Origin of the sequence: Shewanella profunda (assembly GCF_023283765.1) — a bacterium.
GTDB classification, from domain to species: Bacteria; Pseudomonadota; Gammaproteobacteria; order Enterobacterales; family Shewanellaceae; genus Shewanella; species Shewanella profunda.
In genome coordinates this window covers 1-26,997 of sequence record NZ_JAKILG010000023.1, presented here as the reverse complement: position 1 = coordinate 26,997, position 26,997 = coordinate 1, and the positions used below count along the sequence as shown (strand labels likewise).

The window sequence follows — 26,997 nt, the reverse complement described above, 5'->3', positions numbered from 1 at the left end:
ATTATTTTTGTCCACCAAACTGACGGGTGAGCACATCCATTTTGTTACCGCTACCTTTTCTGAGCACGCTCTCCATCCTAAAGATGGCATTGTCGACCTTAGCGCCTGAGGCGAGGAGGAAATACTGACTGTCGATAACAAAACTCGACTTCATTGCATCTTCCCATTTGATCGACCTCATGGAGGAGGTTTCATAAAAATCATCTATTTTAGCAAAACCATCACCAGGGCGTTGGTTGATCACACTCTCTGCCTCGCCAACTGAAATTTGCCCCTCAACCATGGCAGCAAGCAATGCTGCTTGCTTCACCTCTAAGGTGTTTACATTGAGCAGTTGCCTGTCATTGCCCGGAATAACACAAATATAGGGCAGTAATTTCAAATAAATATCTTGGGTATATCCCATTACAGCCCGCAATTCACTGCGATGATTCATCAGCGTATTGGCTGCACGGTAAGGCACGTTTCGCGCTTCATACTCTGCATCTTCGGCGCCATAGGGACTGGCGGTTGTATCTTCATCAAGATAATCTTTTAAGGTTTGCGTCAGACGATCCGCAGAAAAATCATCCACCCCCAAACTCACTAATAATCCCTTATATTGCCTTGCTGCCAATGGCTGCTTAGGTTGACCATTTTCCACTTCTTTCGTTGTGGCGGACAAAGCATTTAAATTAAAACAGGAACGCATATCGGTGATCTTGCCAGCAATTTCACCATATTCAGCCGGAAATACCACATCACTCATCGCCCAATACTGCTGTCGATGAACCTTTCCTTCAGAATCATCTAAATCTTGTTTTAGAATTTTCTTCGCCAACTCTTCTGCCGAAATCGCATACCAATAGGCTTGATCGTACTGGGCTAAGTTTAATGTTCGGCGCATCGACAACTGGTTACGACTGGTAATATTAGTGGCAATAATCACCACCAGCGCCACGATCAACAGCACAACAATCAGTGCGACACCACGCTGTTTAGATTGAAGCTGAATACGGGTTCTCATTCTCGACCCTCGCCTTCGGGATCGTCATTGGGATCCACTTCGCCCGAGCCATCGCCGCTAGTATCTTCATTCTCAGTATTGTCGCCTTCCGACTGCTCATCATCTTTGCTGTCGTCATCCTTAGACTTTTCAGGCGCTAACGCCCCTAATGGCAACAAGAACTTACGTTGGATCTTACCTAAACCTTCAATTTCCACTTCCATCGCTATGGCTTTAGGCAGCTTAGTCGCTTCGACTTTGCGCTCCCATTTATCTTCCATAAAGAAGGAATATTCTACCGATAACACTTTATCGATGATCACCGTCTTGATGGGCTCAGAACCAAACTCAGGCTCTGGATAGGGAAAATACCAGCGCTCCAACCGCCCTTCTTGCACCACATAGGCCACGGACTGCAAACTACCTCTGGGTAGTAAACCATCGGGATTTAACCAACCCAAACGGTAAAATACGAGGGCTTCTGACTCTGAATCTAAAATCTCGTTACCCGTTTGGAATACTGTCGTGCCGCGCCCACCTTCGAGTAACCTCGGCGTTCGCGCAACCATTTGGTTTAAATCACGTTCAATCGCACCAAAGCCTTGCTGCAAAGCCTTTAGGCGAGTCGAAAAACTTTTAGTGACTTCATCGTTGGTCAATACCGTGCTTAACACCGCATTGGCCGCTATACCTATCATGGCGAAAATCGCAATCGCGATTAACATTTCAAGCAGCGTAAAGCCTGTGTGAGCTTTAGTTAGTTTTAAAGACATAACTGCTCACTTGTGCTGCAATACGCTGGTAACGCTCATCTTCACTGACGCTAATACGGATCATTCTGAAAGTATCATCCGTGGTTTTCACGACTTCTCGGCGCCAATACCAATCCTTTCCTGCCAGTTCCACTCGGCCTTCTTTTTTACCTAATTCGGGAAACTGGGGCTCAAGTCTGATATCCACCATTTGATTGTCAGCAACCCATTGGGCGAGTGTACGCGACTCCAGAATGGGCATATTTGCCATTTGCTCACCCAAACTTTTAGTGATTGAAACCGCCGCGACAGAAAATACCGCCAGCGCAACGATCACTTCGAGCAAGGTCATTCCCTTAGTGTGCTTCATCGGGTCGTCCTAGGGTTAAACGCCCAATCGCATCGCCAACTACCAGTATATCGACCTGTCCCTTATCGGTTTTTGCGATAAAACTCAGTTCAAAGGCGCTCATTTCGCCACTGGGAAATAACATGATCTGAGGTTCTGGGTATTTCTTTTTATCCTCGGTAGAAGCCTCGATAAATGGTTCATCAAACCAAGATTTATCCTCTTCATCTTCTTGCACTAAGGGCAAGCCATCGAGCACTAAGTTCAACGACATGCCGGTATCCATCTGTTTCTCCGACAGCATTCTGTCCTTCTCCAGTGGACTCCATTTACCATCCTTATAAAACACAAACTGATAACTGGTTTTTTCAATCACAATGCCAATAAATTGGCCGCTCAAAACGGTTTCATCGAGCACTAATTCTGTCGCGGCAATAAACTGCAGCGCCGTTCTTTCAACGGCCTGCTGTGGCCCCGAATTGCCAATAGACATAGTCACCGCCGCAGCGGTGAGTCCCATTAGCAAAATCACCAGCATCACCTCCATTAAGGTGAAGCCAGCTTGGCGCAGCTTTAGCATCTTATTGGAAATTCTGTAAATTCCAGTTACCGATATCATCCTCGGTCCCTGATTGGCCATCTGGGCCTGTGCTGAAAATATCGAGCTTGCTGTTTTCGCCTGGGCTTAGCAGCAAGTAATTATTGCGCCATGGATCCTGCGGTAAGCGTTTTACGTAGCCTTCTTCACGATAATTGCGTGGCTCTGGTGAAATCGTTGGCTTTTGTACTAAGGCTTCTAAGCCCTGTTCAGTCGTTGGATAAACACCATTATCTAACTTATACATATCTAAGGCGTTTTCGAGCGCCACTATGTCTGATACGGCTTTTTGTTGGTCGGCTTTATCTTTGTTACCCATCAAGTTAGGTACAACCATAGAAGCCAAAATACCAAGGATGACAATCACCACCATCACTTCGAGTAAGGTAAAACCTTTTTGTCTGTTGTTTATTTGCATCGACTACTTCTCCTAAAAAACCTACGCCAATCGATTTGGCTATAATCCATAAATTTAAAAATTAGTTACTAATCAAGTTGTTCAGCGCTAATATCGGCTGCAAAATCGCCATTACGATAAAGAGTACTATACCCGCCATACTCACCACCAACATAGGTTCAAATACCCCAAGGGCAATATTGACGTTACCCTCAAATTCCCTATCTTGGTTATCGGCAGCCCGTTCTAGCATCTGTTCCAGCTGACCACTCTTCTCGCCCGAGGCAATCATATATAACATCATTGCCGGAAACAGCTTAGTGTTAGTCAATGCCGCACCTAGGCTAGTACCTTCTCGCACGCGTGCCGTTGCATCATCAACCGCGGCGCGTACTCGCATATTTTGCAGTACTTCGCTCGCAATACGCATACCATCAAGCAAGGGGACTGAACTGGCAGAGAGAATACTTAAGGTACGCGCAAAACGTGCTGTATTGAGCCCTTTACTGACACGACCAATCACGGGCATTTGCAGCAAAAAACTATCGTACTTCATTCTAAATGTGGCCGCTTTGAGCATCCGTTGGAACACCACAAACAATAACACAATGGCAAGTACCACAAATAGGCCGTAATTCTGTACGAAGTCAGAAGCAGAGATCAAGAAACGAGTGGTAGCGGGTAGCTCAGCCCCCATATGTTCAAACTGCCCAACAACCTTAGGTACCACAGCTGCGAGCAATACTGAAATCACGCCAATCGCCACAACGGTCAGCACTATCGGATAGATCATTGCCTGTTGCAGTTTTGACTTAAGCTGTTGGCGGCGTTCGGTGTAATCGGCGAGACGATTCAATACCACTTCTAAATGACCCGACTTTTCACCCGAGGCCACCATAGCGCGATATAAATCATCAAAAATATGCGGAAATTCGGCAAGGGAATCGGCAAAACTATAACCTTCAACGACCCGTGAACGTACCGCCATGATCATACTCGCGAGACGATCTTTCTCGCATTGTTGACCAACGGCTTTGAGTGATTCTTCAATGGGTAATCCCGCCGCCACTAACGTGGCAATTTGGCGAGTAATAAGGGCAAGTTCGGCGACTGAAATCCCCCGTTTGAAGAAAGAAAATCCACTGCTTTTTGCTTTGGCTTCTTTCTCGGTAACGGGAAGAATTTCCAGCGGCATCATACGCTGATCCCGCAGTTGGCTACGGGCATGTCTAGCCGTATCCGCCTCTATAACCCCTTTAAGCTGCTTACCCTTGGCGTCCAGTGCTTTATATTCAAATGCTGGCATAGCTTACTCCTCGCGGGTCACCCTTAGCACTTCTTCAAGTGTAGTGATGCCCATGAGCACCTTACTCATGCCATCGTGGCGAATACTGGGCACGAACTGACGAATGTATTTTTCAATCGCCAACTCACCTCGACCACCATGGATAAGCTCGCGCACATTGTCATCCACCAGCAATAGTTCGTGAATACCGGTACGACCGCGATAACCACTGTTGCCACAGGCTTTACAGCCATTGGCGCGGAAAATGTGTCTGTCATCATCGGCCGCTATCCCCAGCAATTCACGTTCACGCTGATCGGGCGCATGCTCAATTTTACATTTAGGACAGAGGGTACGGATCAAGCGTTGGGCCAACACGCCAAGCAGACTCGAGGAAACAAGGAAAGGTTCGACTCCCATGTCCTGCAAACGCGTAATAGCGCCTGAGGCCGTGTTAGTGTGCAGCGTTGAAATCACCATATGACCCGTGAGCGACGCCTGCACCGCAATTTGCGCGGTTTCTAGGTCGCGGATCTCACCTATCATCACCACGTCAGGGTCTTGACGTAAAATAGCCCTTAGACCCCGGGCGAAAGTCATATCCGCCTTAGTGTTAACTTGCGTTTGACCTATACCTTCTAACTCATATTCTATAGGGTCTTCAACGGTCAGAATGTTGGTATCTTTGGAGTTAATCTCAGTTAAGCCCGCGTATAGCGTGGTACTTTTACCTGAACCTGTGGGGCCAGTGACTAGGATAATACCGTGTGGGCGACGGATAAGATCTTCGAATTTAACTCGAATAGCATCGTTCATACCCAATTGTTCTAAATCGAGATTACCGGCATTTTTATCCAATAAACGCAACACGACCCGTTCACCGTGGCTCGATGGCATGGTCGAAACCCGCACATCGACCGCACGACCCGCGATACGCAGTGAAATACGCCCATCCTGCGGCACCCGTTTCTCGGCAATATCGAGGCGCGCCATCACCTTAATCCGCGACACTAGCAGTGACGACAATTTACGGTTCGGCTTAAGCACTTCTTTCAGCACACCATCGATACGGAAACGCACGATCAACTGCTTTTCATAGGTCTCGATGTGAATATCCGAGGCCTCTTCTTTAATCGCTTCAGATAACAAGGCATTAATCAGCTTGATAATAGGGGCATCATCGTCACCTTCGAGCAAGTCTTCGGTCTGAGGCAACTCTTCGGCAAGGGTGAATAAATCCATCTCGTTGCCAATATCTTCCATCAGTTGCTGCGCTTCCGAGGAATTAGCCTGATAGACCTGAGTCAATTTGGCCTCAAATCTACCGGGTTCAAGCTGTACTAAGGGCAAATCAATACTCGAATAACGGCGTGCTTCAAGCATGGCAGCAAGTGGTGTTTTAGCGGTATGGAACAGACTCAACTCGTCTGTATCGCCATAGGCCAAAATCACCTCGTGACGGTGGGCAAAGGCAAAGGGTAGACGCTCTTTGCTATTGGAGCGAAATACCTCATCACCTTCGGTTTCTAAGCCTAGCTCATTAGAAACTAGGCTTAAGTCATCGACTTGGGATAGTTGAATTTCACTCATTGGTTTTATCTTTACTTTTGTTTTCATCCAGCGTTTTGAGCGTTGGATCCGTTTTACGCATCTGGGTGTCTAAGCCTCTGCCATCTTTGTAACGCTCTAAAATATCGTTTACTTCCGGTGGCAAATACTCAGATTGATTCCATTCCTCCAACACTGGCACTGGCGTATCGGGCATTAAGTTAACGCCACGTTCTTGCTGATCAAGCTGTAAGGCTCTGAAATAGTTATATTTACGCCCAGCAATCCCTTCCATTGTCATACCATCGCGAATAATGGTTGGTTTGATAAAGATCATCAGGTTTTTCTTGGTCTTTTTGCTCGAGGATGATTTAAATAAATGCCCAAGGAACGGGATATCACCGAGGAAAGGCACTTTTTGCACACTTTCCTGCACTTCTTCGTTAATCAAACCACCGAGCACCACGATTTGCCCTGAGTCTGCCATAACAGTGGTGGTTAGACGGCGAGTCGCAAAGGAGATATCCACGCCCGTGTTACCGTTAACCCCAGAGACTTCTTGCTCAATCGCCAATTTAACCGCATTGCCTTCGTTGATCTGAGGTATGACTTTTAACTTAACCCCCACCTCTTTACGTTCAACGGTTTGGAATGGATTGCTGTTGCTTGAACTGGCGGTAGAACCGGTAAGAATAGGCACTTCGTCACCTACGATAAACGAGGCTTCTTGGTTATCTAATGTGGTAATAGAAGGAGTCGCTAGTACGTTAGAGTTTGTATCACTCGACACGGCTTGCATTAAGGCGCCAAAGTCACCCATGGCCACGCCCCAAGCCATGCCATTGACTTTGCCTAAAGCTTGAGCGAGCAGTGTTACATCCCCTTCTGTATCTGGGTTAGATGTACAGGTCATATTATCACCCGAACCAGTACAAGTTTGGGAAGCTTCCACATCCTGCGCTTGCCAAATCCCCGCACCAATCTCACCTATGGTTGGACCAAGGTTATTAAACTGAGTCATACCACCGGACTCAGAGGCCCACTGCACACCAAAACCAACGTTATCGCCCTCAGCAATTTCCACGATAATCGCTTCAACTAAGACTTGAGCACGGCGAATATCGAGTTGGTTGATAACACTTTCGATAGTGCGCATTTGATCAGGCTCAGCGCTGATCACTAAAGCATTGGTATCAGTGTGGGCCATAATGTTGATTTCATTACGACGCTTAGTACCCGCTGTTTGAGCGCCTTGCTCTTTATCACCTTCCAGTTTTTGGGCAAAACCGGTTAACACTTCAACCAAATCTTCAGCCTTGGCGTAGCGTAAATAACGTACCTTAGTGTTTCCGGTGCTGGCTTGCTCAGCATCGAGACGATGGATAAGCTCAACCACCCGTTGACGGCTCTTTTCATCACCACTGACGATTACAGCGTTAATACGCTCATCGGCCACGACTTTGGGCGCTTGACCAGGTAACTGCGCTTGGTTTGCGCTTGCGCGGTAAAGGGTATCGATAATTCGCACCATTTCACCGGCTGATGCGTACTCTAGGGGCACAACTTGTACTGATGTATCCCCTTGTTTATCTACACGGCGGATAATTTCCACCAGCTTGTTAACGACAGAGGCACGGCCCGTAAGCATCAGTACGTTAGAGGGATCGTAGTTAACTACGTTGCCACCGCCCGCGTTATCATTAAGTTGGCGCAACAGAGGTGCAAGTTGCTTAGCCTCGGTGTTATACAGCGCCACAATACGAGTGACCATTTCATCGCCGATACCGGGATCGGTATCGTTTGCGACACGGATAGCGCCAGTTTGTGCACTTTTGTCTTTAACGACCTTAATCACACCGTTTTCCATCTCGACGATGGCATAGCCGTAAACTTGTAAAACGTTAAGGAAAAACTGGTAATACTGTTCGTCGTTCAGCAGGTCATAACTGCGCACGTTAATTTTGCCACGGATCGTTGGGTCAACAATGATGGTCTTATTCAAGTTTTTACCAACAATGTTGATAAATTCTTGAATATCAGTGCCTTTAAAGTTGGCCGCATATTGTTCTGACCAAACAAATTGGGAGGTAAATATGGCAGCGCCCGCCACAACTCCAGCAATCAGTTTGCGTCGAATCCATTTTTTATTCATTATTTTACTTTCCTCTAACGCGTGTTATTGCGGCAAACTAAACATGATTTCAACCAACTGACCTTCCCGTTCAACCATAATGGAAACTTCGGTTAACTCAGGTAGTTGGCTCATCATTTCTAACGCCTGAGTCATTACAGTCAGGTCGTACCCATTAATAGATTTCGCTAAGTCATTCGCTTTAAAGCCTGCTTGCTTAAATAAATTGGCATCTTTGCCAGAGTTAAGACGATAACCTACGACTGAGTCCCCTTGTCTTACGGGTGAGATGGCAATGTAATCGGTGATTTTACTGGGGTCGGCTAATAACTCATCACGCGACTCGGCCAGTTCTTGGGAAACTTCGGCATTTTGGCGTTGATCAACGCGGTTTACGGTTTGGTCTAATTTGTTTGTTTTTGCCTGCTGTAACTGCTGATTGACTGCGCTTTGGCTCGTATAAACTAAACCATCAAGCATTAAGGTCTCGTAACGGCCTGCGTTAGTGATGATGATTCGATCGGCATAGACTTCCTTGAGTGAGGCAGAAGTGCCTTTAATTTTATCCCCAAGGCTGTAGGTTTCTTGATTACCACTGGACTCAATAACCGCGAGTCCTTTTTGCTCTGCCGTTGAAGCAACCACGCCAGTCAATAGGATCGACAGTGTTGTCTTAGGTGCATCAGTGATTGTTTCAACCACTTCGACCTTAGTTCTTTCAGACTGAGCATCTGCTTTACCAAAAAGTCCAAGTTGCTGTAAACCTGCGAGATCGGCTTGTCCAGCCCCACTACCTACCGTGGTGGCCATGGGTGACCAAGCACTGGATGATGAGGTTGTAGGTACGAGCTTCCATGTAATTTGTGCAGCTAACAGCAAGCTCACAATAAACCCGAACCAGAATGTTATCTGACTTAAGGGCTTGTGAGGAATACTGGCAGCTTTCGCGATAATTTTATCTAATAAATCCATATCTATGTGGACCCTCGATACAGGTCTCTGTTCTGATTATATAAATTAATGATGCCAGCCACATGCTAACCTAGGCCGCATTTGGCAACAACCCCATAACAGTATTGTAATTGGCGAAAATTGGCCAATTATGCTAACTTTGGCCGCCTTAAAAGGGTGTGAAGCATGCCACCCTTTAACATAATAGAAATGCAGCTCACGCATTTTATTGTTCAACATGTGAACTCATCGATCTTTTACCTTGGAGGCACTATGACGCAAAGTTTTGGCGACAATACCAGCGTTCGGCTCGACAAGTGGCTGTGGGCCGCGCGTTTCTTTAAAACCCGCGCCATTGCCAAGGAAATGATCAATGGCGGCAAAGTACATTACAACGGAGCGCGCATCAAATCTAGTAAGAATGCAGAGATAGGTGCCGTCCTTAAAATACGCCAAGGATATGACGATAAAGAGATCGTCATAAAAAAATTATCCGAATTACGCCAAAGTGCATCAATTGCACAAGAATTGTACGAAGAAACAGCTAATAGTGTGGCAAAACGCGCAGTAAACGCCGAAGCACGACGGTTGAATATACTCAATAATCCTGCGCCAGACCATAAACCAGATAAAAAGCAACGACGTCAGCTCATTCGCTTTAAAGAATTCTAATAGTGAGATTCAATATGAACCAAGATATTTTACACCGTTACCTGTTCGATAATGCCGATGTGCGTGGTGAGCTAGTGCAATTGCAAGATAGCTATCAACAAGTGATCGGCGCCCAAGAGTATCCACCTGTATTACAAGTCTTAATTGGTGAGTTAATGGTGGCCACCTCACTGTTAACTGCTACTTTAAAGTTCAGTGGTGATATCAGCGTGCAGTTGCAGGGCAATGGCCCGGTTTCGCTTGCGGTTATCAATGGTAATAACCTGCAACAACTGCGCGGTGTTGCACGTTGGAATGGCGAATTAGCCGATAATGCCAGCCTTGCCGACTTATTTGGTCAAGGCTATATGGTGATCACCCTGACACCAGATGAAGGTGAACGCTACCAAGGTGTGGTGGCATTAGATAAGCCCACTCTGGCCGCCTGTGTTGAGGAATACTTCAATCAATCTGAACAGTTACCAACGGCGCTGTGGTTATTTGCCAATGGACAACAGGCTGCTGGCATGTTCCTGCAAATTTTGCCAAGCCAAGAAGATCACAATCAGGATTTCGAGCATTTAAGCCAATTAACCTCAACCATTAAGGCCGAGGAGTTGTTCAGTTTAGATGCTGAAAACGTATTACACCGTTTATATCATCAGGAAGAAGTGCGCCTATTCGATCCTATTGAAGTCAGCTTTAAATGCACCTGCTCACGTGAACGAAGTGCTGCGGCAATTAAGACCCTAGAGCAAGCCGAAGTTGAAGTCATTCTTGCCGAAGAAGGCAAAATTGAAATGGGCTGTGAGTATTGCAATGCCAACTATGCGTTCGATGGCATAGATATCGCGGCGATATTTGCCAATGGCCAATGCTCAAATACGCCTCAGTAATCAATAAATTAGTCAATAAATGGGCGCCTTGAGGTGCCCATTTTTTTATTCGGCAATTATCCAGCTCACACTTTGTACTCCGCTTAGGCTACAATCGGCCTCACTTTATCCCTAGCATGACCTAGGCGATAAATAAAAAATAAATCGGCAGACGATCGATAATAAAAATAACCTTACAAATACAAATAAATGGAGACCTCGCTATGGCGGATGGATTAAACCGCGTTCATTACAACCCCTCAACAGCTCAACTTGTCGAATTTGCCCTGCTACGCGGCGAAGGTGAATTGACAGCTAATGGTGCATTAGTCGCTAAAACAGGCGCTCGCAGTGGTCGCTCACCCGGCGATCGTTTTATCGTTAGAGAACCCAGTTCAGAGGCCGATATTGAATGGGGCCCAGTCAACCAAGCTTTTGAACCCGGTGCTTTTGAAGGTTTATGGGCACGGGTTGAAGCTTACCTCGCCGATAAAGAGCTGTTTGTATCGGATCTCGAAGTCGGTGCCGATACTGAACATTACCAGCCAGTGCGAGTGACCACTCAATACGCTTGGCATCAACTGTTCGCCCGCAACCTTTTTATCATTCCTGAAGAATTTAATCGCAAAGACAAACCTGTGTGGCAGATCATCAATGCCCCTGACTTTGTTTGCGTACCAGAACGCGATGGCACTAACTCAGATGCGGCCGTGATCTTAAACTTCGCCGAACGTAAAGTGCTGCTTGCTGGCCTGAAATACGCTGGCGAAATGAAAAAGTCTATGTTCTCAGTGCAAAACTTCCTACTGCCAGCCCAAGGCGTATTGCCTATGCACTGCTCGGCCAACGTAGGTAAAGATGGCGACACTACGTTATTTTTCGGTCTGTCTGGCACGGGAAAAACCACGCTATCTGCCGATCCCAAACGCTTCCTGATCGGTGACGATGAACACGGCTGGGCACCGGGCGGCGTATTTAATATCGAAGGCGGTTGCTACGCCAAATGTATCGATTTAAGCCAGAAGAATGAGCCCGTGATTTGGGATGCGATTCGTTTCGGCACTGTACTCGAAAACGTGGTCATGGACGAACACCGCGTCCCTAACTACAAAGACAGCAGCCTGACGGAAAACACCCGCGCGGCCTATCCGCTAGAACACATTGCCCAACGTAAAGAAGACAACTGCGGCGCCGAGCCACATGCGGTTGTCTTTTTAACCTGCGACGTATCTGGCGTATTACCACCGGTTTCTATCCTGACTAAAGAACAGGCGGCCTACCATTTCTTATCTGGCTATACCGCCAAAGTGGGCTCGACTGAAATCGGCTCAACCTCAGCGATTCAATCGACCTTCTCAACTTGCTTCGGCGCACCTTTCTTCCCACGCCCTGCTGGCGTGTACGCAGAACTGTTGATGAAGCGCATTGAGTCCTTCGGTAGCCAAGTGTACTTAGTCAACACAGGTTGGACTGGTGGCCCACACGGTGTGGGTAAGCGTTTTGATATCCCAACCACCCGCGCCATCGTCGATGCGATTGTCAGCGGTGAATTGAAAGATGCTGAAACCGTTCACTTAGACACATTGAACCTCGCCGTTCCTGTGGCGGTAACTGGCGTAGACAGCAATTTACTCAATCCAATCAACACTTGGGGCGATAAAGCACTATATGCCGAATATGCCCAAAAACTGGCCGAAGCCTTCACTAAAAACTTCGCTAAGTATCAAGTGTCAGACGCAATCCGAAGCGCTGGCCCAAAGGCATAAAAACCTAAGCGCTTAAATTTAAAGCCTGTAAAAAATGGCACTGACTCAATATTGGTCAGTGCCATTTTTATAGGGCTGACGCAAACCATGCCATTAAACTGAGCTAATACCAAGCGTGCGAAATATCTGTGCATCCTGCGGGGATTGCCCGTTCAAGGTCATTAATCACCCTCGCATATTGAGTTTTTTAGCTTTTAAAATGGCATTTATGTGGTTAATTCGATTAAATAAGTTCCGCAAGTGCATATGCTAACCGTATAAAGCAAACTGACTAACAGGGCTGTGCCAAGTTCTAAGATGGAGGAATAAATACAATGGACGTTAAGACGTATCTACAAGCATTGAGCGCTATCTACGCCAACATGAATCAAACATTAGAACTAGATCATGGCTTATCAAACTCAGCCTTAGATGAAGCCGAAAAACAATTAGGTTTTAAACTTGATCCTCAGCTAAGGGAGCTTTGGGGATATGCCAATGGTGGCAATGAGTGGAGCACGGTATTTGCCCGAAAAGATTACTTTTGTCGGTATGATTTTTTGTCATTAGCCTCATCACTTAAATTTCGTGACCGAATGAAAAAACAGACTCAGTACTACGCTGATTACCACGAGCCAGAAGTGCGGGATCCCAAAATCCAATCGGGATGGTATCAAGAAGGTTGGTTGCCCTTTGCCCAATTTGGGGGCGGTACATTACTCTTGATTGCAGATCATTCGCCCTCGGCATTAGGCCAAATCGGACAAGTCATCGCATACACTCATGATCCCGATATGATGGACTTTATTAGCCCAGACCTAAGCCAATTTTTTGAACAATCCTTGGCGCAAATCGCGCTATATCCAGATGAGTTAATTGAGGATTAAGGATAACGAAAATGAACGACCCATTATTCAACAAACCTAGTGAACTGACTATTGAAGGTGAGCTTCAGGGCAAAGATAAGTTACGCATAAAAATGCTCGAAGACGTTTCTCTGATGACACCAGAAACAAAGCATCAAATCCTAAATGCTATGCTCAAAATGCATAAGTACTTTGAAAATTATTGCGGTGATTTGGAGGTTTCTTTAAATAATTTTAGCTAGCCATCCACTCTTAATATTTATTGACAGCAATCCAGTGTAATCAACCCAATCACTGCCCATTCGTATAGTGGGTGGGTTAGCATGGCTGAAATACGCTATTTTTTAATGAATTAGCTCTATTTTGTACCTCAGATACAGTCCTGCCACATTTGATGGATCTTGTTCAAGTAATTTTAGCCAGTACAGGTTGTAGTCAAACAGGAAGTGCATTATGTTGTTGATTTAAAATGGGTGGCTAGATCTTTGTTCTAGTGAGGCAAACACGCATGCGTATAAATCAAATGTTAGCATTTAAAACATATATAAGGAGATATAAATATGACTACGTATATTATTACCTACGACCTTAACAACGAAACAAAACGCCCACCGATAGTTGAAGATATAAAATCATACGGAAATTGGGCGATGCTCTCGGAGTCTTCGTATGCAATCAGCACTGGGCAAAACCCAAAGCAGATATATGACTTCCTTTCTAACCACTTGGATAACAATGATAATCTTTACGTGATTAAGCTGACTAATCCTCATTTCGGCCAAGGTCCAAAAGAAGTGAATGATTGGCTTGTAGCTAACTTGTCCAACTAATGATAATAAGTTATGCGATCGGGCTGGGCAGAGATATTCAAAACGCTGCATTTATTTACCAGTCTTTTTGCGCAGTACTAAGTTACCAAGGATAATTATGAAGTTAGGCTCAATATCTGTTAGGGTTTTATTTTTTTCGTATTTAGCCTGCATACTCGTTTTTGCTGTCATATATTACTACGCTCCAAATGGACTATTAAATAAAGATTTAACTCCAGTCAGTGCTCTATACTTTAGTATTGTGACGATAACAACACTAGGATATGGGGATATTCTTCCCATTTCATGGTATGCTCAGATTGCAATATCTCTGCAAGCACTCTTGGGAATAACAATTTTAGGCCTTCTAATTAATGCTGTATGGACAGGTCACGCCAATAAAATAGAAGATGAAACTAAAAAATCAATAGAGCATCAGGCAATCATAACGAATGATAGAAAATTGAAATCGTATTCAACTGCTCTTTCATGGGTATTCAATAATATGAGGCACTCCTTTTTCGAAGTGACTACACCAGTTACAAAGCGGGAGGGGAACAGTTTGGAGCTTAATAAAAATTTTAAAGAAAAAGATCTGTCTGGAATGTTTGATCTTTCACTCAAATATAAGAATGGTTCTAACACATCGATAGAGAGTTTTTATGCTAATGAGGATACTTTCGTCAATGAACTGAAGTTTATATTAGCCAATTTTGAGTTGGATCATCATCCTGAATTACAGCAGTCAATCATTGATTACATAGGGCATCATTATTCAGATCAAGCTCGAGGATCCTTATTGCTTTTTGCTAAAGATGGACATGAGGGCGTGGGGGCTATGATGATAAAAGCTGCACTTAAAAACCATGAAGATGGAGAGCATTTCAATAAAGGGGTTCAGAGAACTGAACTGACTCCAGTTTTGATTTTTTCTATAAATTTAAGGATGAAGTATGACCTTATGGCTAGTATTGATAATGCTTTACGACAAATATATGTATAGTTTAGCAATAACTTCTTCGCTGCGTTTAACCGTCACTACAAAGCCATGCATGCTGGCATGCGTTAGCCATTAGTCACCATTAAGGAAATCACAATATGCCAGAAATCACTGCAGCTCAGGCCCGCGCCAACTCGGAAGCTTCTACGTACGGAGCTGATGAGGTTGTAAAACAAGTTAGCCAATTTATTGAGGCTAACTCCAAGACTGGAGCAACTTCTATTACTCAAATTCTTAGCAAAGAAGCCGTGAGTGAAAACGAACTCCAAGGTGCCATCACCAAGCTGGAGGCTCGCGGCTTTACAGTAGAGCGTATTTGTGCAACTGCTGCTCAGCACTCTTTAAAGGTAAGCTGGTAAGCGCATAATGCCACTTCGTGGCAGAGCAGTTTGTGCTAAACGTTATAAGAAATCACTCTACATCAGACTGATTCACGTTACCCCCTAAAACCCGCCCTTACGCCCCGTTTGCGGCTATTCTGGGGCGGTTTTTTCCCTTAAGATGAATCAAATCTCTAGAGTACCGATTCAGAAATCTAACAACTCGTCCAGTATGCAATTCTCTAAATAGCTAAACTTCAGTTGCCTAAATGCTGGATTCCCGCTCAGAAGCATTGCGGGAATGACGACTTAAATATTCGACAATAAATTTAGGAAAAATTTACCAAGCGAATTTACCAAGCCACCTAGAGTTAAAGCTGCTGTATGTATGATTGTAAAATGCGGACTTTCAGACATAGCTGGGATTAACGGTATTAAACGCTGCCATGGAAGTGACCGACCGCCCCATGGTCGCTTATTCACATCCATGTGATCGCGACATTCGTATGTCCTATACAGCAGACGGGGCGGTAGAGCATCCATGGATGGACTGACTGCGTATCACTGTAATGGCGGTGCTTAATCGCTGAGACAGATTGACGAGCTCCTGTTTTACCAAAAAGTAATATCGCCTTGATCTTTTTTTATCAGAGACCAGCCTGTCCCATCTTTTTAAAGCTTAAGATACCTAAAAGCTGGATTCCCGCTCAGAAGTATTGCGGGAATGACGGCTTAAATATTCGACAATAAATTTAGGAAAAATTTACCAAGAGAATTTACCAAGCCACCTAGAGTTAAAGCTGCTGTATGGCCGTAAAATGAGGACTTTCAGACATAGCTGGGATTAACGGAATTAAGCGCTGCCATGGAAGTGACCGTCCGCCCCATGGTCGCTTATTCACATCCATGTGATCGCGACATTCGTATGTCCTATACAGCAGACGGGGCGGTCGAGCATCCATGGATGGACTGGCTGCGTGTCACTGTAATGGCGGTGCTTAATAGTTTTACAATTTAATTTCATAAAATCAATTATTTAAATATGAGTGCCACTTACATAGATTTTTTATACTCTCAAGATCGAACAGGCTTATTTACCTAAAGCTGGATTCCCGCCCACAAGCATTGCGGGAATGACGGCTTAATATGACATCTAATGAAACATCATTAGGATTTGGCTCTTTAGCTGTGTTATTTACCTTCATCATTAAATCTATTAACAATTCCTCAATGTCCGTGTAGTTTAGGTAGCTTATAAAAACAACAATAGGCTATCGCTATGACTTTACCCTCTGTATCACTTGCTATATCAGTTATTTCAAAATCAGCAATCCAAAAGGCATTTGGCTTTAAATCCTCTGCAAACAAGTCCCGTTTTTCTAAGACCTTAATTGCGTCGGCCTTAGCCTTAAGCTTTATGGGCACAGGTTTAACCTCAGCGCAAGCGGCGACCAGTGCTATGCCGGATGCGGCTAAGTTGGCGGCGGGAGTGGAACAAAAGGTGATCGACTGGCGCCGGGATTTGCATCAACACCCTGAGTTGTCTAATCGTGAGTTTCGCACCAGCAAGATTATTGAAAAACATCTGAAATCCCTAGGATTAGAAGTGCAAACGGGTGTGGCACATACGGGCGTGGTGGCCATTTTAAAAGGGGAAAAATTGAAGGGTGGTAAGCCTGGGCCGTTGATTGCGATTCGAGCGGATATGGATGCACTGCCTGTGACTGAAGTGGTCGATGTGCCTTTTGCCTCTAAGGTGACTGACACTTATCGCGATCAAAAGGTGGGGGTGATGCATGCCTGTGGTCACGACACCCATGTGGCTATGTTAATGGGCGTGGCTGAAAACCTCGTGAAAGTGAAAGACAGCCTAGCGGGGGATGTGATGTTTATCTTCCAACCCGCCGAAGAAGGTGCGCCAGAGGGTGAAGAGGGCGGCGCGGAATTGATGCTCAAAGAAGGGTTATTTGCTCAGCGCAAACCCGAGCAAGTATTTGGTATGCATGTCACCTCGAGCATGCCGAGTGGCATGATTGGCCTGCGCAGTGGCCCGGCGATGGCGAGTGAAGACTCTTTTACCATCAAAGTGAAAGGCAGCCAAACCCATGGTTCGCGTCCTTGGAATGGGGTCGATCCTATTGTCGCCGCGGCGCAAATTATCACTAACGTGCAAACCATAGTAAGCCGTCAGGTGGATATCACTAAAGCCCCTGCCGTGGTGAGTTTTGGCGCGGTTAATGGCGGTATTCGTTCTAATATTATTCCCGATGAAGTCGAGCTGATTGGTACAATTCGCACCTTCGACCAACCTATGCGCGCCGATATTAAACTGCGTCTAGCGGAAATGGCACAGCTGTCGGCGAAAACCTTAGGGGCGACTGCGACCACGGAGATCCACCAAGGTTATCCTGTGGTGGTCAACAATCCCGAATTAGTCGCCAGCATGCGGCCCGTGCTCGCCAGTGTCGTGGGCGATAAGATGCTGATCGAACCCGGATTAATCACAGGTGCCGAAGACTTTGCTTACTACGCCTTAGAAACACCGGGGATGTTTTTCTTCCTCGGGGTGACGCCAAAGGGAACGGACCCAGAAACGGCGGCCAGCAATCATTCACCGGCATTTTATGTGGATGAAAGTGCGCTAAAAGTCGGCGTTGAGGCCATGACCAAAGTGGCGTTAACGGCGCTCAAAGCCCAATAAGTGGCTAACGCATTATTCCGTAAACGCTGCGGTATAACTTGAGCTTACAAAAAATCGGCGTGGGATAAGCTTCTTGCGCTTGATTTGTTAAACAATTTACCTTCATATGTGATTTTTTACAGCAAGGAGCGAACAAGATGAAGCGCACGCTATCGGCTCTGGTGTTGGCTATGGGACTTTTGAATCCCCTAAGCCAAGCACAGGCCACCACGGCAGAAGACATTAAGAGTTTCACGCTAGATAACGGCATGAAAATCATGGTGCTAGAAGATGCCTCAATTCCCAATGCCAACATGTATTTGTTTTGGAAGGTCGGTTCACGTAACGAAGTGCCCGGCATTACCGGTATTTCGCACTTTTTCGAGCACATGATGTTCAATGGCTCGAAAAAGTATGGCCCAAAAATGTTCGACCGTACTATGGAAGCCGCCGGTGGCGCGAACAATGCGTATACCACTGAAGACATGACGGTTTATACCGATTGGTTCCCCGCCAATGCGCTCGAAACTATGTTCGATCTCGAAGCCGACCGCATCGCTAACTTAGATATCAACCAAGCCATGGTCGATAGCGAACGTGGCGTAGTGCAGTCGGAGCGTTCCACTGGCTTAGAAAACTCTAACTGGAATGCCCTCGAAGGCGAAATCAAAGGCGTGGCGTTTTTAGCCCATCCTTATTCTTGGTCGGTGATCGGCCATGAGTCGGATATCGCCGCTTGGACGCTGGAAGATTTAGTCCAGTACCATAAAACCTATTACGCGCCGAACAATGCCGTGGTCGTAATTGCCGGTGATGTAAAGCTTGCTCAAGTGAAAGCCTTAGCAGACAAATACTTTGCGCCTATTCCGGCACAGACTCCGCCTAAAGCGATTCGCACTGTCGAACCTGAGCAAAAGGGTGAGCGTCGCACCTTTGTGCAAAAGGCATCGGTCAGCACACCTAACGTAATGTTGGCGTACCATATTCCGGCGGCAACCCATGCGGATTTTTATGCGCTGGACTTATTAAGCTCGATTCTAAGCCAAGGTAATAGCTCGCGTTTATATCAATCATTGGTTGATAAACAAGTGGCCTTAGAAGCGCAAACCTATATGCCGATGTCGGTCGATCCTAACCTCTTCTATGTGATGGGCGTTGCCACGCCTGAGGTGAAAGCCTCGACGCTGGAGCGTGCGCTGATTGAACAAATCGATGCGATTGCGAGCCAAGGTGTTACCCAACAAGAGCTAGAAAAAGTTAAAAATATCAAGTTGATGGATTTTTATCGTTCGATGGAAACCATTAATGGTAAGGCTAATACCATAGGCACCTATGAGATGTATTTTGGCAGTTACGACAAGTTATTTAATGCACCTGATGCCTATAACAAGGTGACGCCTGCAGATATTCAACGAGTTGCCCAAATCTACTTACGTAAATCGAATCGCACTGTGGCTGTGCTGGCGGCAACCGAGGAGTCCTCCCTATGAAATCGACAGCAGTGAAAGCGATGGCAATGAAATCACTTAAGATGGCATCACTTGGGAAATCGTCTAAGTTAATGGCAGCATTGACTTTAGGCACAAGCTTAGCCTTAGCGGGCTGCGCAGCGACATCGGCGCCAAAGCAGGTCGATACTGGCAGCTTTGCTATGCCAAGTTACGATAAGTTTGTGTTAGATAACGGCCTTACTGTGTATTTAATGCCGCAGCGCGAAGTCCCTTTAATTACCTTAAATGCCGTGGTGCGTGCGGGCGCCGTTAATGACACCACCGCAGGCGTGGCACAAATGACCGCCACAGGTTTACTGTTAGGTGCGGCGGGGCAATCTAAGGCGGATATCGAGCAGCAAGTGGATTTTCTCGGCGCAAGCTTAGTGGCCGAAGCGGATAAAGAAGGCAGCTATCTGAGTGCTGACTTTATGGCGAAGGACATTGACCTGATGCTGGGCTTATTTAGCGCCGCCATGTTAACGCCAGACTTCGATGCTGCCGAGTTCGATAAACTCAAACAACGCGCGATTGCAGGACTACAGCAGGATAAAGAAAGCCCACGGGCTGTGATTGGTCGTTACTTCGATAAGCTCGTATTTGGTGCGCATCCTTACGGCAATGCCACTTCAGGCAACAGTGATTCACTCGAACAAGTGACAGTGTTGCAGCTACACGCTTTCCATAAGAGTTATTATCAACCCACCAATACCGCGATTACTGTTGTAGGTGACTTCGATGTGGCGGCGATGAAGGCCAAGCTGACGCAAACCTTTGGTCAGTGGAAAGGTAGCGAAAAACTGCTACAGCCTGACTTAAACCAAGGTCTACCTCAGTTGACCGAAGCCAAAGTCTTGTTGGTAGATAAACCCGATGCAATCGAAACCACCTTTGTGATCGGCGGTTTAGGCATTAGTCGTGATAATCCAGACTATGTGGGTTTAACCGTAGTGAACACTATCTTAGGTGGCCGTTTTACCTCTTGGCTTAACGATGAGCTGCGAGTGAACGCTGGCTTAACCTATGGTGCGCGTTCAGGTTTTAGCCCTTATACCGATTCTGGCGTGTTTACCATTAGTACTTTCACTAAGACGGAAACTACCCAAGAAGCGATGGATCTAGCCTTAAAAACCTATGCACGTTTGTGGGAGAAAGGCGTAGATCAAGCGACTTTAGATTCGGCTAAAGCCTATGTTAAGGGTCAGTTCCCACCTAAATTTGAAACCTCAGGCCAACTTGCGGGGCTTTTGTCAGGCATGTATTTGTACGGTTTCGATGATAAGTTTATCAATGAGTTCCAAGCTAAGGTGGATGGTTTAACCCTAGAAGAAACCCAAAGGTTAGTGAAAACTTACTTCCCGCAAAAAGATCTGCAATTTGTGCTGATTGGTAACGCCGCTAAGATTGCACCCATCGCCGCCAAATATGGCAAAGTGCAAACCGTCGATATTAAAGCCACGGGATTTGGGCAATAAGCTATCATTGCGAGGCTTGATTCAATAAAGAAAAGGTCTGCATAGTGCAGACCTTTTGCTTTTCTGTTCTCGGTTCTAGGTGCTAGCTTCTAGGTTCAGCGTTTATTGTCCACCCGGCTTAGCATAATGGGTCATCCAATCCTTCACTTGGTTATACCAATAGAGGGAGTTATTAGGCTTCATAACCCAATGGTTTTCATCGGGGAAGTAAATCATCCGCGATTCCACATTGCGAGTTTGCAGGGTACGGAACAGTTCAAACCCTTGCCCCACTGGTACACGGTAGTCGAGTTGACCATGACTGACTAAGGTTGGGGTATTAAAGTTAGCCGCAAAGTAATGGGGAGAAATGGCTTTATACAGCTCAGGATTATCCCAGTAGTTGCCAAATCGGGTGCTGTGCACGGCAAAATCCGACGCCATTTGTGAATACATGTCGTAAACCGCGGCGTGGATCAGCAAGGCTTTAAAGGGATGAGGTTGACCTAAAATAATTGAGGTCAGATAACCACCGTAACTGGCGCCACCCGCCACCATACGATCGCTATCAATCCAGCTTTGCTGTTTAAACCAGTCGGCCGCCTTGAGCACATCCTCGAGGGATTTATTCTTCCAATCTGGGTTAATCGCATCGGCAAACGCTTGTCCGAAGCCGCTAGAGCCGTGGAAGTTTGGCCACGCAGTAACATATCCCCAAGAGGCGAAGGTTTGCGCGTTCCAACGGTAATGGAAACCGTCGGTAATGGCGTTGTGTGGCCCGCCATGAACCAACATAAAGAGGGGGTATTTTTTGCTGCGGTCGAATCCGGGTGGATAGTGAACCCACATTTGAATATCTTGGTTTTGATATCCCTTGTAGGTTACTGATTCGTAAGTGCCTAAATCAACATCCTTGAGAATATCGTCATTAAAATTCTCTAGGCGTTCAGTCTTACCATTGCGGGGATTAATGCTGACCAAGCGCGCAGGATGCAAGAAGCTCTCGTTGGTGGCAATCAGTTCACCGTCTTTACCTATGGCAGGTTGACCAAAATCCGTCGCCTCTGTAATAGCTTTGACTTTACCGTTTTTGGCATCGATATGATAAATGCGGCTAGTAGCGGCATCATCGATGGCGGCATAAAAACCTTTGCTATCCGGTGTCCAATTGAATTGACTGACCGAGCGATCCCACTCTGGTGTTAGCGTATTAAGTTTGCGGCTATCAATATCCAGCAACATTAGCCTTATGGTATCGGCGTAGAAGCCAGGGATTTTTTGACGGGTAAAGGCGAGCATTTTGCCATTAGGGCTAAAGTTGGGATTCCCATCCCCAGCTTGATTTTCTGGGGTGATATTTTCTGCTTTACCGCTACCAATCGTGGCGAGGAAAATATCCAGTTTAGGATCGACACGATTGTCTGAGCCATAAGCATTGAAGGCAATCAAGCGTTCATTAGGCGAAATATCGTAGCTTGAACTGCTTTGGCTCGAACGCGGTAATTCATGGCCGAGCGCTTGCGTCACGGCTTCGACTTCGCCACCCGAAGCTGGGATCCTAAATACATGGGCTTGGCGACGTTCATCTAACCAGTGATCAAACTGAGCGTAGGGTAAAGCATTCCACTGGCGAGCGGAGACCTTATTGTCCTTGTCGGTTTTCAGTTGTGTTTTCATCTCGTCCCATTTTTGATTTGGGAAGATATTGCTGATGAAATACAGGTGCTTGCCAACCCATTTAATGCCATTAACACCGGTAGGAATATCGGTTAAGCGCTGCGCTTCACCGGGACCGTCCATAGGCAATAGGTAGATTTGGCCTGCGTCGTCTTCATTTCGCTCACTGACAAAGGCTAAGGTTTTGCCATCTGGCGAAAACACCGGCTCACGAACCTTTAAGCCTTTGGCTGTGATGGCTCGATTATTTTTACCTTCGCCATCAAAACGCCATAACTGGGTCGAACCTTTATCTTCCTTTAAATCATATTCTGTAACTGGCGCAATAATATGCTCACCAGAGGGCGATACAACTGGGCTACCAATACGTTTAAGTTGCCAGAGCAATTCCACCGAGAGTGGCTTGCCCTGCTCCGCAAATGCTGAGCCGAATGGCATCAACAGACAGAGCAATAAAATTCCTGCCTTCTTCACTATGAGTCTCCTTATCATACATATAGTTATAATGATTATATTGAGTCGTACAAACTCGAGAGTATAGAAACTGAGCATGAAAGCAAACTGAGTAATGACGAGCAATAAACAAGCTTTGTGTAAGCATCTGTGAATTGGGCTCGCCAACCTCGGCTAACCCTACTCTGTGAGCAGCGCATTTAGGCATAAATCGACTCAAAGGCGGCTTAGTATTTGTTGATGGACGAATTTAACGCTAATCTAATGCAATATTGTAGGTAGGTGAAAATATGCAGAATAAAATCAACCTATTAAAAAGGTATTGCCTATGGGTTATTACGCTCAGTGTATTAACGCCTTTTTCGGCTGTAGCAACTAAAATCAGCTTTAATGAGTTTTGCTCTCAGTTTGTCGGCCAATGGACGGGCGATGCGGCCAAAGTGGGTGAAATACCACGAAAAGTCACCACGACAGGCTTTTGCTCCCACGATCAACGACAGCTATTACTCTCTGTCAGCGTTGGTACTCGGGCGCCCTACAGTGAAACTTGGTGGTTTAGGGAACAGGGTGAACAAGTACTGCTGACCTACTACGACGGAGTGTCGCAGGAGAAAGAGCAAGTATTTAGTTTGTATCGCAAAAATGGGGATTATTCCTTACTGGGCGAGGGAGTGGTAAATGCTAGAACTGCATTGATCCAGTTGTTCTTCCAAACTCAGGCTTCCCCTTCCCAACATAATGCTTGGCAATGGACGCAGAATATTCAATATCTAGATGATGATGTCGATCGTTACCAGCTTTTTCGTGGGATAGAGATGACACCTGTCGCACCATCTCAATAAGTGTACTAACTCATACACGAACTGGCAGTTTTGATTATGTAGTACGACTTAATCGTACAATCTCCACTTGACACCACACAACTCACTTCGGGACAAAAAAGCGTTAGATTTTATGCACTAAAGGTGGGTAATAGCATTAGGTAAGTGATGGCAACCAGATTCGTTTACACTGACCCCGTGTATTCGTTGGCTGATATCTACTAACGCAGACTTGCCATGGTGTTCACTCACCGACACGCAGCAAGTCCCTCCGTGGATGCTCGACCGCCCCGTCCATGGTGCGGACGGTCGTCTCGCCAATCACCATGGCTCACCTGTTTAACATCGGTGTTGCCTGTTTGCTTTAAAGTAGATATGTGACTCGTTTGTGGACAAAAGCGTGATAGCTCCTTTGCTCTAACTTGTCAGTTTCGGATTAAAATTTCTATGGAGATACGCTCGCATTTGCGGCAAATTGGAGCGCAGCGGAAATTTGTCCGAAACATGCGCTTGTTAGGGCTTGCTCTTGATGCCGAATTGCTTCGCAAACTCGGGATCTATCCAAGCCGACTCTACCTGGCCAGGCTCTAGTTCGACTTCTTCTGGAGCAGAACACCTAGAAACAAAATCATTTACTGACTCAGAAAGAACCTCGTTCTCTCCCGTTTCGTGATCCCAGAAGCACACAGCCTCGTTAAGCAGAACGAAATAGTTACCGCAATCGTCTTCGGCAAGGACATTCGAAGTGGATAAGACTTCAGGAAATTGCTCCTTGGCTTTTCGGATTACGCCGTACTCAACGCCAGTTTCGCTTTTGAATACTTTACAAAATGCTCGATTCATATCTGAGCCCTAACGCCGCCATAAACCGCGCGAGCTTGCGAGCGTCGGGCGACCGAAGGGAGCTGATTTGATGGCTTTGTTATGCAACTTTACCAGCCTCTAATTGAACGTAATCTTGACTGTAATGATGCCGACAAATCGGCAAGGCCTTCGCTATTAGGCAGGTATCTTATGTAGCGTATATGCCTAAGATCAAAAGGAATATCGTGCTCTGACTGTGTTATGAGGATCACCTCTTTACCGATAGCGTGGGCAACCCCAGCCTCGTAAAACACATTAGGATTTTTCCCGGAACAGTCACATACTACAACTTTGGCTCGAGCTATTATGTTTACGATATCTTGGATTATCGTATGGTGCTCCCATATGTCGTCAGCTCTTACGCTCTCCAAACCGACAGCACTGATTGATTGTTGAAGAGCTGCGTGTACCGAATTAAATTCAGCTCCAAATGGCATCATAATCGAGACAAGATTTTCATCTTGCGAGTAAGCCGCTTCAAGTGAGAACACCTTTGGACTAATAGACCTTTTTTGTTGGTTTTGCAATAACAGCTTAAATAGATCAACGTCGCACACAGACCAACAAGTATGGGATAAACCAAACCGTCCTAATCTCAATTCTACTGAATGCCCTTCTAGCTCAGCATTGGAAATTGGCTGAATGCTATTGTCAATGGCATATTGAATGGATACATCATTCCCCAAGGTGATATTTGTAATATACGCTACCCTTGCGAATTGCGGCCCGTTGCCCCCAGTTTCGGTCACTAAAAGTGCAGGGTATTCCTTTAATTTGGCAACATCGAGTGTACCGTTTGAATAAAACCTACTGCCAACAGGGTCGTCTTCTCTAATATATATGCGGCTCATTGACAGGGTTCCGCCTGAGTCAGGCCATCCTTGGTAAGATACTAGCAAGTGAAACATATTTTTATCTAACCCCTCTGTGGCTCAATGCTTGTCCGGCAGCAGCGCTTTGTTATGCGATTTCTGCAATCTGAACATCCGTTGGCTCCAATTTCTTCAGTTCACGAGATTTATTTACTATTTCATCTATGAATCGGAGCGCATCCTCGCCTGACTCGAGTAATTGAACCATTCGGGAAGTGAATTCTTTAAGCTCTATTGCCCACTCTGTATCGTGAGGGTTGCTTAGCACCTGATTGAAATATGAAATAGCTTCGTTTCTGTCTTTGTTCAGAACACATGACATACCTTGATGAAACTCACCCCATAACGTTGGCCGATGGTTTTGCAACGAAGAAATCACGTACTCTTTTACTGATTTAGGGCTAGATAGCTGCTCTCTAATTTCTAACACTTTAGCTTTGGCTATTTCTGCGAACTCTTGAGCTTTAGGCTCAAACTGCTCATCTGATTTATACTCGACAAAACCTGCTTCTCTATAACCAATATCGAAAGATAGGTATTCTTTGGGGTACCACTGAAAATTAATACCCACATTTAGGTAAGTGCCTTTTGACCATGAAGAAGGTTGAAATTCAATTACTGTAATCCACCATCCATTGTCATCAAGCCAAACCCTCGATTGGCCTTTTCGCTTCACACCAACAGGTTTCAAAGCTTGCCTTGCGACTTTGTTGATAATTTTACTGTGTGGAGGTGTACTCATAATCTCGTTTTCGCATAACGCTGAGCGCAGGGGCGGAAACCGCGAAGCGGTTTTCCGTCCAGCACCCGAAGGGTGCGATTCTGGCGCGATTTGTTATACGCTTTTACTGATTCAGGTAAGGTGACATTTTATTTTTTAATTCACCCAGTTTTTTACTAAACCAAAAATATGTTTCTTGAGATGTTTTAAACCCTTCAACGAATTCCGGTGTTCCAGAAAACTCCTTTCCATGACGCTTAAAACCCGTAATTTTGAATGACTCTGAATGCATTAAATCTAGAAGTTCAAAAATACTTGAGTCTTTTGAGAATAAAAACTTAGATGCTTCTTTGCTACTAATAAAAGCTCGATGGGATTCTTGGCTAACTTCTTGGTCAGCAAGCTCCTGATAGAAACGAAGCGTGTCTGTGTAAATAACAAAGCGCTTGTTGTAAAGATCAAGATTTAATTTTTTTCGGTTAATTGCCATTTGTTGATATGCAATATAAGCAAGAAAAGCTGTCATTACTCCTGACGGCACAAGCTCTATCAGTGTTGAAAAATTCATTCGTTGCTACTCACTGGTTTCGTATAGACATAATGACTCCCCACAAAGATGCTGATCTCCAATCAATCGTGGATTAGCTTAAAGCCAGAGCCATAATAGTTTTGTCAAAGAAACTAAAAATTGGAGATCAGCATG

Annotated in this window: 26 protein-coding genes; 12 read left to right on the top strand and 14 right to left on the bottom strand. The window is 45.6% G+C overall.

What is annotated here, in order from left to right; translation table 11 throughout:
• Position 1: 1 nt before the first annotated feature.
• The 9 genes from gspK to gspC form a co-directional block, all read right to left on the bottom strand.
• The gene (gene gspK / locus L2744_RS12235; RefSeq protein ID WP_248992163.1) at positions 2–1,006 is read right to left on the bottom strand and encodes a type II secretion system minor pseudopilin GspK; all 1,005 of its coding nucleotides are present in this window, start codon (positions 1,004–1,006) and stop codon (positions 2–4) included.
• The gene (gene gspJ, locus L2744_RS12230) at positions 1,003–1,758 is read right to left on the bottom strand and encodes a type II secretion system minor pseudopilin GspJ (protein ID WP_248992162.1); all 756 of its coding nucleotides are present in this window, start codon (positions 1,756–1,758) and stop codon (positions 1,003–1,005) included. Before gspJ ends, gspK begins: the two co-directional genes overlap by 4 nt.
• Entirely contained in the window at positions 1,739–2,107 is a 369-nt protein-coding gene (gene gspI / locus L2744_RS12225; protein WP_248992161.1) for a type II secretion system minor pseudopilin GspI, read from the bottom strand. Before gspI ends, gspJ begins: the two co-directional genes overlap by 20 nt.
• Positions 2,094–2,666 carry a type II secretion system minor pseudopilin GspH gene (gspH, locus tag L2744_RS12220; RefSeq protein ID WP_248992188.1) on the bottom strand — a complete coding sequence of 191 codons (573 nt, stop codon included), beginning with the start codon at positions 2,664–2,666 and terminating at the stop codon, positions 2,094–2,096. The genes gspI and gspH overlap by 14 nt, the downstream gene beginning before the upstream one ends.
• 1 nt (position 2,667) lies before the next feature.
• Positions 2,668–3,102: a type II secretion system major pseudopilin GspG gene (gene gspG / locus L2744_RS12215; RefSeq protein ID WP_248992160.1), complete on the bottom strand. Its 435-nt coding sequence runs from the start codon at positions 3,100–3,102 to the stop codon at positions 2,668–2,670.
• A 61-nt stretch (positions 3,103–3,163) separates the two neighbouring features.
• Positions 3,164–4,387 (bottom strand): type II secretion system inner membrane protein GspF, encoded by a 1,224-nt coding sequence (gspF, locus tag L2744_RS12210; protein ID WP_248992159.1) that lies wholly within the window; start codon positions 4,385–4,387, stop codon positions 3,164–3,166.
• Positions 4,388–4,390: 3 nt separating this feature from the next.
• The gene (gspE, locus tag L2744_RS12205) at positions 4,391–5,956 is read right to left on the bottom strand and encodes a type II secretion system ATPase GspE (RefSeq protein WP_248992158.1); all 1,566 of its coding nucleotides are present in this window, start codon (positions 5,954–5,956) and stop codon (positions 4,391–4,393) included.
• The gene (gene gspD, locus L2744_RS12200) at positions 5,949–8,066 is read right to left on the bottom strand and encodes a type II secretion system secretin GspD (protein ID WP_248992157.1); all 2,118 of its coding nucleotides are present in this window, start codon (positions 8,064–8,066) and stop codon (positions 5,949–5,951) included. The genes gspE and gspD overlap by 8 nt, the downstream gene beginning before the upstream one ends.
• Before the next feature lie 24 nt (positions 8,067–8,090).
• Positions 8,091–9,017: a type II secretion system protein GspC gene (gene gspC / locus L2744_RS12195; RefSeq protein ID WP_248992156.1), complete on the bottom strand. Its 927-nt coding sequence runs from the start codon at positions 9,015–9,017 to the stop codon at positions 8,091–8,093.
• Between the two features lie 252 nt (positions 9,018–9,269).
• On the opposite strand from gspC, the gene hslR reads away from it, so the two are divergent.
• From hslR to L2744_RS12140, 11 genes are all read left to right on the top strand, one after another.
• Complete coding sequence (gene hslR / locus L2744_RS12190; RefSeq protein WP_248992155.1) at positions 9,270–9,668, top strand: ribosome-associated heat shock protein Hsp15; 399 nt, start codon at positions 9,270–9,272, stop codon at positions 9,666–9,668.
• Positions 9,669–9,682: 14 nt separating this feature from the next.
• Complete coding sequence (hslO, locus tag L2744_RS12185) at positions 9,683–10,543, top strand: Hsp33 family molecular chaperone HslO (protein ID WP_248992154.1); 861 nt, start codon at positions 9,683–9,685, stop codon at positions 10,541–10,543.
• 185 nt (positions 10,544–10,728) lie between these two features.
• Positions 10,729–12,288 carry a phosphoenolpyruvate carboxykinase gene (locus L2744_RS12180; protein WP_312018326.1) on the top strand — a complete coding sequence of 520 codons (1,560 nt, stop codon included), beginning with the start codon at positions 10,729–10,731 and terminating at the stop codon, positions 12,286–12,288.
• Between the two features lie 314 nt (positions 12,289–12,602).
• Positions 12,603–13,154: an SMI1/KNR4 family protein gene (locus L2744_RS12175; RefSeq protein WP_248992152.1), complete on the top strand. Its 552-nt coding sequence runs from the start codon at positions 12,603–12,605 to the stop codon at positions 13,152–13,154.
• A gap of 11 nt (positions 13,155–13,165) precedes the next feature.
• A complete protein-coding gene (locus L2744_RS12170; RefSeq protein WP_248992151.1) occupies positions 13,166–13,375 on the top strand; it encodes a hypothetical protein in 210 nt (69 codons plus the stop codon).
• A gap of 318 nt (positions 13,376–13,693) precedes the next feature.
• Entirely contained in the window at positions 13,694–13,963 is a 270-nt protein-coding gene (locus L2744_RS12165) for a hypothetical protein (RefSeq protein WP_248992150.1), read from the top strand.
• 97 nt (positions 13,964–14,060) lie between these two features.
• Positions 14,061–14,945 carry a potassium channel family protein gene (locus L2744_RS12160; RefSeq protein ID WP_248992149.1) on the top strand — a complete coding sequence of 295 codons (885 nt, stop codon included), beginning with the start codon at positions 14,061–14,063 and terminating at the stop codon, positions 14,943–14,945.
• A gap of 95 nt (positions 14,946–15,040) precedes the next feature.
• Positions 15,041–15,301, top strand: coding sequence for a hypothetical protein (locus tag L2744_RS12155; RefSeq protein ID WP_248992148.1), 261 nt, complete (start codon positions 15,041–15,043; stop codon positions 15,299–15,301).
• Between the two features lie 1,240 nt (positions 15,302–16,541).
• On the top strand, positions 16,542–17,963 hold the full coding sequence (locus L2744_RS12150) for an amidohydrolase (RefSeq protein ID WP_248992147.1): 1,422 nt from the start codon (positions 16,542–16,544) through the stop codon (positions 17,961–17,963).
• A 137-nt stretch (positions 17,964–18,100) separates the two neighbouring features.
• Positions 18,101–19,432, top strand: a complete 1,332-nt coding sequence (locus L2744_RS12145) for a M16 family metallopeptidase (RefSeq protein WP_248992146.1) — start codon at positions 18,101–18,103, stop codon at positions 19,430–19,432.
• Positions 19,429–20,907 (top strand): M16 family metallopeptidase, encoded by a 1,479-nt coding sequence (locus L2744_RS12140; RefSeq protein ID WP_248992145.1) that lies wholly within the window; start codon positions 19,429–19,431, stop codon positions 20,905–20,907. The genes L2744_RS12145 and L2744_RS12140 overlap by 4 nt, the downstream gene beginning before the upstream one ends.
• Positions 20,908–21,009: 102 nt before the next feature.
• Here L2744_RS12140 and L2744_RS12135 read toward each other — a convergent pair whose 3' ends face one another.
• The gene (locus tag L2744_RS12135; RefSeq protein ID WP_248992144.1) at positions 21,010–23,037 is read right to left on the bottom strand and encodes a S9 family peptidase; all 2,028 of its coding nucleotides are present in this window, start codon (positions 23,035–23,037) and stop codon (positions 21,010–21,012) included.
• 269 nt (positions 23,038–23,306) lie between these two features.
• Between L2744_RS12135 and L2744_RS12130 the strand changes: the two genes are divergently transcribed.
• Positions 23,307–23,858, top strand: a complete 552-nt coding sequence (locus tag L2744_RS12130) for a hypothetical protein (RefSeq protein ID WP_248992143.1) — start codon at positions 23,307–23,309, stop codon at positions 23,856–23,858.
• Positions 23,859–24,350: 492 nt separating this feature from the next.
• Here L2744_RS12130 and L2744_RS12125 read toward each other — a convergent pair whose 3' ends face one another.
• From L2744_RS12125 to L2744_RS12110, 4 genes are all read right to left on the bottom strand, one after another.
• On the bottom strand, positions 24,351–24,680 hold the full coding sequence (locus L2744_RS12125) for an SMI1/KNR4 family protein (protein WP_248992142.1): 330 nt from the start codon (positions 24,678–24,680) through the stop codon (positions 24,351–24,353).
• Between the two features lie 89 nt (positions 24,681–24,769).
• Positions 24,770–25,552 (bottom strand): hypothetical protein, encoded by a 783-nt coding sequence (locus tag L2744_RS12120; protein ID WP_248992141.1) that lies wholly within the window; start codon positions 25,550–25,552, stop codon positions 24,770–24,772.
• A 109-nt stretch (positions 25,553–25,661) separates the two neighbouring features.
• Positions 25,662–26,315 carry a DUF4304 domain-containing protein gene (locus tag L2744_RS12115; RefSeq protein WP_248992140.1) on the bottom strand — a complete coding sequence of 218 codons (654 nt, stop codon included), beginning with the start codon at positions 26,313–26,315 and terminating at the stop codon, positions 25,662–25,664.
• Between the two features lie 103 nt (positions 26,316–26,418).
• Positions 26,419–26,862, bottom strand: coding sequence for a hypothetical protein (locus tag L2744_RS12110; RefSeq protein WP_248992139.1), 444 nt, complete (start codon positions 26,860–26,862; stop codon positions 26,419–26,421).
• Between the last annotated feature and the right edge of the window lie 135 nt (positions 26,863–26,997).

What these genes read in the sequence shown, in the direction of transcription:
- gspK (WP_248992163.1), bottom strand. Translation starts at nt 1,006, where the DNA reads ATGAGAACCCGTATTCAGCTTCAATCTAAACAGCGTGGTGTCGCACTG.
- gspJ (WP_248992162.1), bottom strand. Translation starts at nt 1,758, where the DNA reads ATGTCTTTAAAACTAACTAAAGCTCACACAGGCTTTACGCTGCTTGAA.
- gspI (WP_248992161.1), bottom strand. Translation starts at nt 2,107, where the DNA reads ATGAAGCACACTAAGGGAATGACCTTGCTCGAAGTGATCGTTGCGCTG.
- gspH (WP_248992188.1), bottom strand. Translation starts at nt 2,666, where the DNA reads ATGCTAAAGCTGCGCCAAGCTGGCTTCACCTTAATGGAGGTGATGCTG.
- gspG (WP_248992160.1), bottom strand. Translation starts at nt 3,102, where the DNA reads ATGCAAATAAACAACAGACAAAAAGGTTTTACCTTACTCGAAGTGATG.
- gspF (WP_248992159.1), bottom strand. Translation starts at nt 4,387, where the DNA reads ATGCCAGCATTTGAATATAAAGCACTGGACGCCAAGGGTAAGCAGCTT.
- gspE (WP_248992158.1), bottom strand. Translation starts at nt 5,956, where the DNA reads ATGAGTGAAATTCAACTATCCCAAGTCGATGACTTAAGCCTAGTTTCT.
- gspD (WP_248992157.1), bottom strand. Translation starts at nt 8,066, where the DNA reads ATGAATAAAAAATGGATTCGACGCAAACTGATTGCTGGAGTTGTGGCG.
- gspC (WP_248992156.1), bottom strand. Translation starts at nt 9,017, where the DNA reads ATGGATTTATTAGATAAAATTATCGCGAAAGCTGCCAGTATTCCTCAC.
- hslR (WP_248992155.1), top strand. Translation starts at nt 9,270, where the DNA reads ATGACGCAAAGTTTTGGCGACAATACCAGCGTTCGGCTCGACAAGTGG.
- hslO (WP_248992154.1), top strand. Translation starts at nt 9,683, where the DNA reads ATGAACCAAGATATTTTACACCGTTACCTGTTCGATAATGCCGATGTG.
- L2744_RS12175 (WP_248992152.1), top strand. Translation starts at nt 12,603, where the DNA reads ATGGACGTTAAGACGTATCTACAAGCATTGAGCGCTATCTACGCCAAC.
- L2744_RS12170 (WP_248992151.1), top strand. Translation starts at nt 13,166, where the DNA reads ATGAACGACCCATTATTCAACAAACCTAGTGAACTGACTATTGAAGGT.
- L2744_RS12165 (WP_248992150.1), top strand. Translation starts at nt 13,694, where the DNA reads ATGACTACGTATATTATTACCTACGACCTTAACAACGAAACAAAACGC.
- L2744_RS12160 (WP_248992149.1), top strand. Translation starts at nt 14,061, where the DNA reads ATGAAGTTAGGCTCAATATCTGTTAGGGTTTTATTTTTTTCGTATTTA.
- L2744_RS12155 (WP_248992148.1), top strand. Translation starts at nt 15,041, where the DNA reads ATGCCAGAAATCACTGCAGCTCAGGCCCGCGCCAACTCGGAAGCTTCT.
- L2744_RS12150 (WP_248992147.1), top strand. Translation starts at nt 16,542, where the DNA reads ATGACTTTACCCTCTGTATCACTTGCTATATCAGTTATTTCAAAATCA.
- L2744_RS12145 (WP_248992146.1), top strand. Translation starts at nt 18,101, where the DNA reads ATGAAGCGCACGCTATCGGCTCTGGTGTTGGCTATGGGACTTTTGAAT.
- L2744_RS12140 (WP_248992145.1), top strand. Translation starts at nt 19,429, where the DNA reads ATGAAATCGACAGCAGTGAAAGCGATGGCAATGAAATCACTTAAGATG.
- L2744_RS12130 (WP_248992143.1), top strand. Translation starts at nt 23,307, where the DNA reads ATGCAGAATAAAATCAACCTATTAAAAAGGTATTGCCTATGGGTTATT.
- L2744_RS12125 (WP_248992142.1), bottom strand. Translation starts at nt 24,680, where the DNA reads ATGAATCGAGCATTTTGTAAAGTATTCAAAAGCGAAACTGGCGTTGAG.
- L2744_RS12120 (WP_248992141.1), bottom strand. Translation starts at nt 25,552, where the DNA reads ATGAGCCGCATATATATTAGAGAAGACGACCCTGTTGGCAGTAGGTTT.
- L2744_RS12115 (WP_248992140.1), bottom strand. Translation starts at nt 26,315, where the DNA reads ATGAGTACACCTCCACACAGTAAAATTATCAACAAAGTCGCAAGGCAA.
- L2744_RS12110 (WP_248992139.1), bottom strand. Translation starts at nt 26,862, where the DNA reads ATGAATTTTTCAACACTGATAGAGCTTGTGCCGTCAGGAGTAATGACA.